Here is a 12,407-nt window from a genome sequence, read left to right as displayed (position 1 = left end):
CTTATTTATTCCTGAAGATTGATGGCGTAGAAAGCTGTTCGGCCGTTTTGATAAACTCCTGACAGGAACAGGGCATCACTTGCTACATCCACAACTTTCCTTAAGTCATCTTCACTATTAACAGGTACTCTGTTGGCCTGAATGATAACATATCCTTCACGTATACCTGCATCACGGAATTTTCCGGATCCAACTTCGGTAACTTTTATGCCATTTCGTATGCGAAGCCTTTGTCTCTCAGCATCTGACAGTGGTTCAAACGATGCTCCAAGCAAAGACATCTTATCCACATTTTGCACCAAATCTGTGTTTCCATGTATATTACGTAAAGTTACGGTAAAAGGTTTTCTTTTTCCATCTCTGAGGACCTCTATTTGTACATTATCTCCAGGCCGGAATCTGCTAACCCGCTCCTGAAGCTGTGGTACAGAATTTACGGCATCACCATTTACGCTGAGAATAACATCACGGCTTTTTATTCCCGCAGCTTTGGCGCCACCTCCTTCCATCGCTTCAGCTACATAAACACCTCGCACTCTGTCCATACCCAATTCTCTTGCAAGTTCGTTATTCATTTCCCGAATACTAACTCCCAGTAAACCTCTTTGAACAGCACCAAATTCAAGTAAATCATCTACCACTTTCTCTACGATGCTGACGGGTACTGCAAAAGAATATCCTGTAAACGAGCCTGTTCTGGAGGCAATCGCAGTATTTATTCCAATAAGTTCTCCACGAGTGTTTACCAATGCACCTCCGCTGTTTCCGGGGTTAACTGCTGCATCCGTCTGTATAAATGCTTCTATGCTCATTTGTCCAAGAATTTGGATGCTACGCGATTTTGCACTTACAATTCCTGCAGTAACGGTGGATGTGAGGTTAAAAGGGTTGCCAACGGCCAGAACCCACTCACCAATGCTCAAGGCATCGCTATTGCCATATATTAAATAGGGCAAATCTGTTTCGTCTATTTTTAGCAGGGCGATATCTGTTGTAGGATCAGCGCCTACTAAAATTGCTTTATATGATCTATTGTCGTTTAAAGTTATTTCGATCTCGTCAGCTCTGTCTACCACGTGATTGTTTGTTACAATATATCCATCCTGAGATATGATGACTCCAGAACCGGATCCCATTACAGGCTGTTGTGGCTGAGGTTGGCCAAAACCTCTGGGACCAAAGAAAAAGTCGAAAAGAGGATGACCTGAAGAAGGGGCTCCCGATCCTGAACTCCTGCCCTTGGTTTGAACGTGAACTACTGCATGAACAGACTTTTCTGCTGCGTAGGTTAAGTTAGGATATTGCGCAGAAGTAGAACCTGCCGGTAATGAGGTGAACATACTGTTTGTTCCCGAATGATTTGTTTTTACTGGTATTTCGATAATTCTGGGCTCAGCTGAAAAGAATTGTGAATATATAAATACGCCTGCCAAGGCACCCAAAAAAGCTATCGCAAATGTCGAAATTAGTTTTCTAGTCTTCATAATAATAACAATTTAAGGTTTTGTTCTACAGTAATTCAAATTTAATGCCGACCTGTTGGGCTTTACAATTTTTAACTGCTTCTACAACTGATAACTTTTTTGCTGTTCGGATGCATTGTTAAGTTTCAAAAGTTGAATTAGAGAATTGATTAGGTTTAATACTTCTTATTAACAAATTATTTGAGGTTTTGTTGGTTGGTTATTTTGTCAGAGTTGGTGGTAGGGTATAGCTTTCATTTTTTTTACAAAACAAAAAAAGTCTTTGGTTTTTTTAAAAACCAAAGACTTTAACTTTAATATGATTTATGTTTAAAGTAAATGTTAATTTCGATCTTTATTGAGTTTTATCATTTCAAGTCCGGCATTAAGTATTAAACCTATTCCATGCTTCTCGTTATCCCCAACTGGTCGTGTATAATAGAAAACAAGATCATCCGAAATACCGGTTCCTACACAGACATCAATAAATTTACCTTCCGGTGTAATTTTATCTCTTTTTAAGGCGTGCCACCCACGTCTTGCAATACTTGCATAATCAGGATCAATCCATCCTTCATTCACTGCTTTTGCAACTCCATAAATGAAAAGTGCAGTTACTGAAGACTCTTGATACGAGTCTGGTTTATCCAGTAGTTGCTTCCACATTCCATCAGCGTCCTGATATCTTGAATATCCCACAATTTGTTTCTCCAGAATTGAAATTAAAAGGTCTCTTTTTGGATGATCAGAGGGAAGTTCATCCAATAAATCACAAATAGCAAATGTAATCCACCCGTTTGCACGTCCCCAATATGCGACTCCGTTGCGTTCGAGATCTGTGTAATAACAATGGTAGTATAATTGCTTAATTGGATCCCATAGGTATTGATCCATTTTAATTACTTGATGTATAGCGTCATTAAAGTACTTCTCATCATTAGTAAAAGATCCCATTCTTGCAAGAAAAGAGACAGACATGTACAAATCATCAGCCCATATGGTCATATTTCTTGGAAAAGTACGGCTTAATGTTCCATCTTCTGTTCTAACCTGTCCGTTGAGAATATGTTCAGCTGAGTTTTTTATGTATTCAAGGTATCTTTCTTGCGGGTTGATGGCGTATACGTCTATGACGCTTGCACCCATTGCACCGCAATCATCTAACTCCTCAAAATTCCATAATTGTCCGTATGGCCAGTGCCAATGATTGCGATCACCTCTAAAGCGCTCTTTAAAGTATTGGTAATTTGCAAAACCAAATGCTACATGGTCTAAAGCATAATCAATATATTTTTGTTCTTCAAGGTATTTCCCAAGTTTTATAATTGCCATATTAGTAACACCTGCAGAGTAGTGCCATTCCATAAGCGGGCTTTTGAAGCGGACATCTTCACCTTCTGGAATTTCATCTGTAGAATTATAGACTACCCCTGTGGTAACACCAATAAATTGCGTTACTGGTTGTTCTAATACGTGGTCAGCAATTAGTCTGACAACTTCTTCATCACTCATCCTTACTACGCTTACTTCCTGAGTGGGGTGATTCGCCATGGTACAGCTTATTAATATATAAGCAGATACCATAAATAAAGTGACTTTTTTCATGAATTGTGGTTTTAAATTATGTATAATTTTGTTCAATTTATACGGTGATATATCTATTGAGCATATATTGTATTGTTTAGATAATCAGATGACATGATTCATTTTATGTTTGAAATTTGATTTAGTTGTTTTAAGTTAAATTTTCAGACCATAAATATAGATCTAGGCTAATAAAGGAGCAATGCACAAATTGTTTTTTTATTTAACCTTTTTGTCACAATTATTAAGAAAAATTTCGTGTTGACAGATAAATCTTTTATCACAATTTCTTAATTATTGATATTTGCTATAAATCACTTAATTATCTTTGTGAAAAATGAATTTGAATAGAAATATTGAATAGCTCGTAAAATGGAACAATTAAAATTTTACAAATATCACGGAACAGGTAATGATTTCGTAATTATTGATAATAGAGATTCTCTTTTCAATATTAGTGACAGGGATTTAATCAGCTTTATATGTCATCGTCGTTTTGGAGTTGGAGCTGATGGATTAATGCTATTGGAAAATTCTCCTGAGTACGCTTTTTACATGCGATACTACAATAGTGATGGTAACGAAAGTACTATGTGTGGTAACGGAGGAAGATGTATTGTGAAGTTTGCTTGTGATTTAGGTATGGTAAAAGAAAACGAAATCTTTACTTTTGATGCTATTGATGGAATTCACCATGCTTTAGTTACACCGGATATCATTAAATTGAAAATGGTAGATGTTAATGGAATTGAGATGGTGGCTGATGGTTATTTTTTGAATACAGGTTCCCCCCATTTTGTTTGCTATACTGAGAATCTTGAACAAACCGATGTTGTTTCTGCCGGCAGAGCCATTCGAAATAATTCCTATTTTGGAAAGGCGGGTACAAATGTGAATTTTGTTGAGAAATGCGGAGATTCCTCTATAATGGTTCGAACATACGAAAGAGGGGTAGAGGATGAAACATGGTCGTGCGGAACTGGTTGCGTAGCTTCTGTTCTAACCAATTTTTTCCTTCATGGTGGAGATACAGGATATTCAATAAAGGTAAAAGGAGGAGCTCTGACTGTCCGGTTCACTGCTCAGGATAAAGGAGTGTATAATAATATATGGTTGGAAGGTCCTGCTAAATTTGTGTTTTCCGGTAATATCAACGTGCAATAATCAGATGGATTTTAAAATTGAATCATATTTTAAGCCTACAGGGGATCAACCAGAAGCGATTCGCCAACTTGTAGAAGGAATCAGAACCGGAAGTAGATTCCAGACTTTATTGGGTGTCACCGGTTCTGGTAAAACATTTACTGTAGCCAATGTGATTGAGAATCTTCAAAAGCCGGTTTTGGTGTTAAGTCATAATAAGACACTTGCTGCTCAGCTTTATGGTGAATTTAAACATTTCTTCCCTAGTAATGCTGTTGAATATTTTGTGAGTTATTATGACTACTACCAGCCGGAAGCATATTTGCCTGTTACTGATACCTATATAGAAAAAGATCTTTCCATCAATGATGAAATTGAGAAGTTGCGTCTCAGCGCAACTTCGGCTCTTCTTTCAGGGCGAAAAGATGTGATTGTTGTCAGCTCTGTATCTTGTCTGTATGGTATTGGTAATCCGGAGGACTTTCATGCCAATGTTATTACAATTGAATCAGGAATGACCTTTGGTAGAAATCAATTTCTCCGGCGACTTGTGGATAGTCTATACTCCAGGAATGAGATAGAGTTTAACCGCGGACATTTCCGGGTAAAGGGAGACACCGTTGATATTTTTCTTGCATATGCTGATCATGCACTCAGAGTCATTTTTTGGGGAGATGAAATAGAATCCATTGAGAGTTTTGATCCGGTTAACAATATGGCTCTGGAGAAATATCAAAGCTTCCTGATTTATCCGGCCAATATTTTTGTAACTACAAAGGAAAGAATTAATTCAGCCATTAAAATGATTCAGGATGATCTAACGGATCATCTGCAATTCCTTCGAGATGAGGGAAAAAAAGCTGAGGCAAAGCGACTGGATGAAAGGGTTAATTATGATCTGGAAATGATTCGGGAACTTGGATATTGTCCTGGAATCGAAAATTATAGCCGCTACTTTGATGGACGAGAGCCCGGAACCAGACCTTTCTGCCTGATTGATTATTTTCCTGATGATTTTTTGGTTGTGGTGGACGAGAGCCACGTAACCATTCCTCAAATACGCGCCATGTATGGCGGCGATTTTAGCCGTAAAAAAAATCTGGTGGAATATGGTTTCAGATTGCCTGCAGCTATTGATAATCGTCCGTTGAAATTTGAGGAGTTTGAATCTCTTGCTAAAAATGCGATCTACGTAAGTGCAACGCCTGCTGATTATGAAATGGAAAAAAGCGAAGGTGTGATTGTTGAGCAGGTCATTCGTCCAACAGGGTTACCGGATCCTCATATTGAAGTAAGACCCAGTCTCAATCAGATGGACGATTTGATTGAAGAAATTCAAATTCGTACAGCGAAAGATGAGAGGGTACTTGTTACCACATTGACTAAGCGGATGGCCGAAGAGTTGAGTAGTTATCTAACCAGAATGGGGATACGATGCGAGTATATTCATTCTGATGTGGATACTCTTGAACGTGTTAAAATTATGGAAGGTTTACGGGAAGGCTTTTTTGATGTGTTGGTGGGAGTAAATCTTTTGCGGGAAGGTTTGGATCTTCCGGAAGTTTCATTAGTTGCTATTTTGGATGCCGATAAAGAAGGGTTCTTGCGTTCGGCTCGTTCACTTACACAGACTGCCGGAAGGGCAGCTCGAAACCTAAACGGATTGGTTATCATGTATGCCGATACCATAACGCGATCAATGAAGGAGACCATTGATGCAACTAATTACAGAAGAACTAAACAGTTGGCCTATAATGAAGCCAATGGAATTGTTCCATCGCAAATAATTAGGAAAAAAGGCTCAGTAATTCCTGGGAGCAGCAGGGACGACAAACTTTCAAAAGGTTATTCTGAACCAGAAACAGCTGATATTGCTGCAGATCCGGTGGTTGCTTACATGTCGGTTTCTGCACTTGAAAAGGCCATTGAGAAAACACGTGTATCTATGCAGGCCGCTTCAAAAGATCTGGATTTCATCTCTGCAGCACAGTATCGTGATGAAATGTTCCGTTTACAGACTCTCCTTAAAGAAAGAAAGTCTGCACGGTAATTATTTTTCAATCAAAAAAATGAAATATTATTTTAGAAGAATAACCAGCGTCTTCTCATATGACTGCTTGGTCTTGAGCTTCTTGATCTTGTTTTAGGCTGGAAAAACCTTCTGGTTTTCATGTAACTTCTACGGTTAAATCTTGGCTCGTTTCTGAATGGACTATCTTGAATCAGATAGGTTATCCCCAGAGTTACTGAATAATAGAAGTCATATGGATCTGTATCGTGCTCAGTTCCCAACGGATCCCAACTATCATACCATACATCGTGCGCATCTAATTTGTCTGAAAACGCTAAATTTCCTGCAAACTCAAAGTTTGCACTTAATCTTGGCGAAAGCCATATTGATGCCCCACCTCCGGCACCAACTATAGGAGCTAGCCCTGTTGCAGTTCTCCACTTTTCACCTGGTTCTGCTCCGGAGGTCATTACACTTGCGGGGCCCCAATATTCCGAGGCATTATAATAAACAAATCCAGCCTGTAAAAGTGCATATGGCTGAAAAGTTCTTTCTTTGAAATACCCCATCAGATCATTCAGGGGTCTGTATGTACCTCCAAATGTAAATTCAAAATACATATTGTCAAATTCGGCATAAGCCTCTCCGGTTGTAGGGAATATTTGAGTTCCCTGCATTACTCCACCCATGAGCTGAGCTCGTGCAGAGAGGGTACGCGTCATCTCTCTGTCGGCAACAATACCGGCAGTATATCCAATGCGGCCTTCATCAACAAGGTCTCCAAAGAAAATGTTGGGCCCGACCTTTGCGGTTACAGATAAACCATTCATTAAGTCGAAAGGAGCTCCCCTGTAACCACGTCTGACTTGGCTGTTAGCAATGGTGTATGTCACCATAAGCAACAAAACCAACAACCATTTTTTATTTATTGTGTACATTTAGCGGCCTGATTTGAGTACTATAGTTCTATATTAGGGTGTAAAATTGGTGAAAACTTTAAAAATATGAAATAGTTATACTATACAAAGACGTAATATAATGCTTTTTTGTTTCATTTTTTTTATGGATTGATCAAAATTGTTGATAAACGAATCATAATATTAGTTGTTCAGCCCATTTTTTGTGATACATTAATAACTAGGAGCTGACGGGCTTAATTAAATACAGCATAATATTTTGCCTGTTTCTTGCGTTAAACAGATCTTTTCCATCCGGAGTATAAAGATGGCTTATTTCTTTATTTAGCTTGGTTTCAACAACTCTTCGAACCATTTTCATGGTGCTGTTCAACATCTTATTTGCTTCTGTAAAAGGCTCAGGACACACTCCAACTGCGGTTGGTAGCCAGCGTTGCGGAAACATATCATCAAGTTTGCCGCCTTGTTTAAATTGGTTTATCTCTTCCTGAATTGCCCGAAGAATGAAGGCACTTCTCTCTTCATCAGATTGAAATTCATGATTTTTCAGGAGGTTGCTGATGTTGTCAGCATTAGGAACAGCCAAACCTATGGTATACGGACTTTGGTTGTTATATAGCATAAACTGATCTATTAATGGGCAATGATCAATAATAGCCTCTTCAATTCCTTCCGGACTGTACTTTTCTCCATCATGTGATATCAGAAGGCTTTTAAAACGGCCCTTTACGTATAGATAGTTCTCATTATCCACATAGCCAAGATCACCAGTGTATAGCCACTCATCCTTTATGGTCTCTGCTGTGGCTGTTTTGTTTTTCCAATAGCCAAGCATTACATTTTCCCCTTTTACAACAATTTCTCCCGACTCTCCAGTATTAACTTCACGCCCGTTCTCATCACATATTTTGAGTTCCAGGTTATGCACCACTTTTCCTGACGATCCCATTTTGTGGAAATCGGGAGTGTTAGCAGAAATTATAGGGGCAGCTTCACTTAGTCCGTATCCCTGATACATGGGAATTCCAATGGCATAAAAGAATTTTTGTAATTCTATATCCAGCAGTGCCCCGCCACCAATAAAGAATTTAAGATTTCCCCCAAATTTTAAACGGATCTTCTTAAAAAGAATCTTGTCAAAAAGATTTCCTATTGGCTTGGTTAGCTTCTTAATACCTTTACCTTTATTGTCTCCTGTTCCATTATACCAGAATGCATGTTTTATGGCAAGGGAAAAGAGTAACCAGGCAATTTTGCCTTTGTCCCGAACCCCCTTTTCTATGTTTTTGCGGAAGTTTTTGGCCAGTGCAGGTACACTCATTAATACGTGCGGCTGAATCTCCTGCATGTTATTTACAAAATTTTTAAGTGTTTCATTGGGGGTTCTTCCACTTTTTACAGCTGCTACCGATGCTCCTCGGTACATGAACGCGTAAAGTGCCGCCGTATGTGCAAAAGCATGATCCCACGGCAGAACCACAAGGGTTCGGTAATGCGAAGGAATATCAATAAAACTAAAAGCTTGTTCAACATTGGCTGTGTAATTTCGATGTGACAACATAATTCCCTTAGGATCGGCAGTGGTTCCTGATGTGTAAGAGATATTTGCAACATCGTTGGGAGTGATCTCGTTTCGACGGTTTTTCAGCTTGTTTTCATCTGTTTTTCTGAATTCAATTCCTGATTTGCATAAATCAGACCAAAGAATTTCTTTTGTTTGCAAATTTTCAATTTCATCCAGAATGATAACCTTTTCAACGGCCGGCAATAGATTGATGATATTTCTTATTTTGGGCAGTTGATAAGCGGATACTATAATGATTTTACTGTCGGAATGATTTATTCTGAATACCAGGTCGTTGGATTCCTCCAGTTTTGTTGATAAAGGAACATTGATACCTGCTGCATAAAGTATGGATAATTCGGCAATGAGCCAATCTCTTCTTCCTTCCGATAACAATGAAACACGATCTCCCTTTTCAAAACCAATTCCCATAAGCCCTGCGGCATATGTTTTAATTAATTCAAGACTTTCGTTATAAGATGTGGATTCGTATATGTTTTCTCTCTTTTCCCATATTAAAGGATTGTTGCCAAATTGGGAGGCTTTATCTTCAAAATAGTCAATGATGCTTAGCATTGCATTAAGATGTTAGTTTGTAAGCTGTTATTTTATTTTTAAAGGAAACAGATGATCGGGTTGGTTATGAATTAGAATATGTTATTTTTATACGCAATGAGAGGTTTAATAAACCTCTCAAAATATGTCTTCAATTATACAAATTTAGAAAAAATACGATATATTCCATATTTCTTAAGGATTTGCACAATATTTATCAATGAAGGTGTTATTTTGTAGTCGGCATTTATTACAAAATATTTAACTGTTATAAATGAATCGAGATATAATTAAGGTCAATAAAGCATCGGCTCATGCTAAATACCGTCAGATAATTGATTCGGTTATTTCCATGGTACGTAAAGGTTTTCTTAAACGCGGCGATAAACTCCCCTCTGTTAATGACATTGCTCAGCGGAATAGCCTATCTCGAGATACGGTGTTGCTTGCCTATAATGAATTGAAATCCAGGGGTGTGTTGAAAAGTGTTCCAGGTAAAGGGTATTATATTGAAAGTACTGATGTTAACCATGATTTACGTATATTATTGTTGTTTGATGAGTTTAACGGGTTTAAGGAAGATTTGTATAATGCTTTTATTACCACTATAGCCGGGAGGGCGCAGATTGATATCTTTTTTCACCATTTTAATGAAGAGGTTTTTGATTCTATCATAACAAATCAGCTAGGAAACTATACTAATTATGTGATAATGCCCGCGCTATTGCCCAACGCTCATTTATCAATTAAAAAGCTTCCACTCGATAAGGTGTTCATACTCGATCAGTTGCCGGTATCATTAAAGGGTAACTATCCGTCCATATACCAGTCTTTTGATGAAGATATATATAACGGTTTGCGGCAAGGGCTGGGACTTCTGAAAAAGTATAAACAATTGATTCTTGTTTACCCGGGAGGAAAAGAACCTAGAGGTTTTTTTAACGGATTTAAGAAGTTTTGTGAGGATTTTAATTTTAAAAATGATGTAATATCTGGATTAACTGAGTCTGATGTTTTTAGGGGACATGCCTATATCATGCCAAATGATAGGGATTTGGTTTTTCTGGTAAAATATTGCCGAAGAGTAAATTACAAAGTAGGAGTTGATGTTGGGATTATTTCACTGAATGATTATGGACTAAAAGAGATAATAGCTGATGGTATTACAACTATTTCTACCGACTTTAAGGCTATGGGTGAGAGTCTTGCAAAAATGATTATTTCTAAGGATAAGGAAGAAGTTAAGAATCCATCCAAACTGATTATTCGGAGATCTCTGTAGTTTGAACGTATGCATTAATTTTTAATGAAATTCGAAGAATTTGATTAAATTTATATGGTTAACCAAATAAATTTCAAGCGATGAAACGAGCCATGATAAAGTTTTTCTCACACCGAGGAATCGAAGATCGGCGTAGCCAATGATTATTCCTGGATGTTCTCCCGAGGCTTCGGGAGCCTATAAAAAACAAATTTTAGACACATGAAACGAGCCATGAGAAAAAGTTCTCACACAGGAGGATGATTATTGGCGAGTTCCATCTGGCCTATAAAAAACAAATTATAAACAGATGAATAAATACTCTGCAAACTTTCTAAATCTTGCTTTTCCTCTATTAGCAATTCTTCTAATTGGAATTTCCTGCAAGGATGTTCCCAAAATTGATATCTCGAATGCTGATTTAATTCCTGTTCCTAAGGAAATCATTCCGGCTTTTGGATCATTTGAGGTTTCGCAATCTTTTAGAATTTTGGTGAATGATGAACGTGACGAAGTACTGAGGAGTGCAGAAATATTTGCAGATTTTTTGAGAAAATCTTCCGGTTTTGATGTTCCGGTTTATCAAAATGCTGGTCAATTAAATAAAGAGTCTTTGGTGTTGTCAGTGGGTGATTTTCCAGAATTGGGCGAAGAAGGATATGAATTATTTGTAGATGATGATCATATCCGGCTTAATGCCAATAATCCAGTAGGATTATTTTGGGGGTTACAAACACTTCGCCAACTTTTCCCGGTGCAAATAGAAAAGAACGAAGTGCAATCCGAACGTTGGTTAATTGGTACTGGAGTAATCAGAGATTATCCAAGATATGAACATCGTGGAGCTATGCTTGATGTTAGTAGGCATTTTTTTGGCGTAGAGGATGTGAAAAGGTTTATCGACTTTATGGCTGCATATAAAATGAATCGGTTCCATATGCATTTGTCTGATGATCAGGGTTGGAGAATTGAGATCAAATCGTGGCCAAAACTTACAGAAATTGGTGGATCAACACAAGTTGGAGGAGGAGAAGGGGGGTATTATACCCAGGAGGATTTCTCGGAGATCGTTAAATATGCTGACGAAAGATATATTATCGTAATTCCCGAGATTGACATGCCCGGGCATACCAATGCTGCGTTGGCGTCCTACGCTGAATTAAATGAAGATGGTGTGGCTCGCGAACTTTACACGGGAATGGAAGTGGGTTTTAGTACTCTTGCTGCCAGAAAAGAGATTACCTATCAATTTGTTGATGATGTAGTACGGGAGATTTCGGAATTGATAAATGGCCCGTTTTTCCATATTGGTGGTGATGAATCCCACGTAACACCTAAAGATGACTATGTCTATTTTATTAATCGTGCTCAGGATATCATAAATTCATATGGCTTAAAAATGATTGGTTGGGATGAAATCGCTACGGCCGATCTTTTGCCAACATCAATAGTGCAATTATGGGCAAGTCCGGAAAATGCCCGTCTAGCTATTGAACAGAATGCCCGCATCATAATGTCTCCTGCCAAACATGCTTACCTCGATATGAAATATGATTCAACCACCGTTCTTGGTTTAAACTGGGCTGGATACACAGAGGTTGATGAAGCTTATAATTGGGACCCAACTACTTTCATCGACGGAGTGCCGGAAGAGTTTATTATCGGTGTAGAGTCACCTTTGTGGACTGAAACAATAGAAACCATGGCTGATATCGAATACATGGTATTCCCTAGACTCCCCGGGATTGCAGAAATTGCATGGGCTGATATGGATCAGAGAAATTGGGATGAATACAAATTCCGACTGGCAAGGCACGGATACCGACTGGAAGCTAAAGGTATTAATTTTTACCGATCTCCCAAGGTTCCATGGAATCATATAGAATAACGAGAAGAAGCCTGGTTTTTA

General features: G+C 38.3%; 8 protein-coding genes. 4 read left to right on the top strand and 4 right to left on the bottom strand.

Features of this window, described 5'->3' with window-relative positions; all coding sequences use genetic code 11:
* Positions 1-5: 5 nt before the first annotated feature.
* Positions 6-1,484, bottom strand: coding sequence for a Do family serine endopeptidase (locus EV194_RS07115; protein WP_132433348.1), 1,479 nt, complete (start codon positions 1,482-1,484; stop codon positions 6-8).
* A 321-nt stretch (positions 1,485-1,805) separates the two neighbouring features.
* Complete coding sequence (locus EV194_RS07110; protein ID WP_207915934.1) at positions 1,806-3,068, bottom strand: glycoside hydrolase family 88/105 protein; 1,263 nt, start codon at positions 3,066-3,068, stop codon at positions 1,806-1,808.
* A gap of 351 nt (positions 3,069-3,419) precedes the next feature.
* Between EV194_RS07110 and dapF the strand changes: the two genes are divergently transcribed.
* The gene (gene dapF / locus EV194_RS07105; RefSeq protein ID WP_132433347.1) at positions 3,420-4,211 is read left to right on the top strand and encodes a diaminopimelate epimerase; all 792 of its coding nucleotides are present in this window, start codon (positions 3,420-3,422) and stop codon (positions 4,209-4,211) included.
* Between the two features lie 4 nt (positions 4,212-4,215).
* A complete protein-coding gene (gene uvrB / locus EV194_RS07100; RefSeq protein ID WP_132433346.1) occupies positions 4,216-6,240 on the top strand; it encodes an excinuclease ABC subunit UvrB in 2,025 nt (674 codons plus the stop codon).
* A gap of 32 nt (positions 6,241-6,272) precedes the next feature.
* Here uvrB and EV194_RS07095 read toward each other — a convergent pair whose 3' ends face one another.
* Both EV194_RS07095 and EV194_RS07090 read right to left on the bottom strand, forming a co-directional pair.
* Complete coding sequence (locus tag EV194_RS07095; protein ID WP_243699355.1) at positions 6,273-7,139, bottom strand: hypothetical protein; 867 nt, start codon at positions 7,137-7,139, stop codon at positions 6,273-6,275.
* A 199-nt stretch (positions 7,140-7,338) separates the two neighbouring features.
* Complete coding sequence (locus EV194_RS07090; RefSeq protein ID WP_132433345.1) at positions 7,339-9,258, bottom strand: AMP-dependent synthetase/ligase; 1,920 nt, start codon at positions 9,256-9,258, stop codon at positions 7,339-7,341.
* A 253-nt stretch (positions 9,259-9,511) separates the two neighbouring features.
* Here EV194_RS07090 and EV194_RS07085 point away from each other — a divergent pair, with 253 nt between their 5' ends.
* Positions 9,512-10,519 (top strand): GntR family transcriptional regulator, encoded by a 1,008-nt coding sequence (locus tag EV194_RS07085; protein ID WP_132433344.1) that lies wholly within the window; start codon positions 9,512-9,514, stop codon positions 10,517-10,519.
* Between the two features lie 289 nt (positions 10,520-10,808).
* Complete coding sequence (locus EV194_RS07080) at positions 10,809-12,386, top strand: beta-N-acetylhexosaminidase (protein WP_132433343.1); 1,578 nt, start codon at positions 10,809-10,811, stop codon at positions 12,384-12,386.
* Positions 12,387-12,407 lie beyond the last annotated feature (21 nt).

Source organism: Natronoflexus pectinivorans (genome assembly GCF_004345615.1).
GTDB classification, from domain to species: Bacteria; Bacteroidota; Bacteroidia; order Bacteroidales; family Marinilabiliaceae; genus Natronoflexus; species Natronoflexus pectinivorans.
The sequence above is the reverse complement of the archived record's forward strand: the minus strand, read 5'-3'. Positions and strand labels throughout refer to the sequence as shown.

Coding starts and splice junctions, on each gene's coding strand:
- EV194_RS07090 (WP_132433345.1), bottom strand. CDS start 9,258: ATGCTAAGCATCATTGACTATTTTGAAGATAAAGCCTCCCAATTTGGC.
- EV194_RS07115 (WP_132433348.1), bottom strand. CDS start 1,484: ATGAAGACTAGAAAACTAATTTCGACATTTGCGATAGCTTTTTTGGGT.
- uvrB (WP_132433346.1), top strand. CDS start 4,216: ATGGATTTTAAAATTGAATCATATTTTAAGCCTACAGGGGATCAACCA.
- EV194_RS07095 (WP_243699355.1), bottom strand. CDS start 7,139: ATGTACACAATAAATAAAAAATGGTTGTTGGTTTTGTTGCTTATGGTG.
- dapF (WP_132433347.1), top strand. CDS start 3,420: ATGGAACAATTAAAATTTTACAAATATCACGGAACAGGTAATGATTTC.
- EV194_RS07110 (WP_207915934.1), bottom strand. CDS start 3,068: ATGAAAAAAGTCACTTTATTTATGGTATCTGCTTATATATTAATAAGC.
- EV194_RS07080 (WP_132433343.1), top strand. CDS start 10,809: ATGAATAAATACTCTGCAAACTTTCTAAATCTTGCTTTTCCTCTATTA.
- EV194_RS07085 (WP_132433344.1), top strand. CDS start 9,512: ATGAATCGAGATATAATTAAGGTCAATAAAGCATCGGCTCATGCTAAA.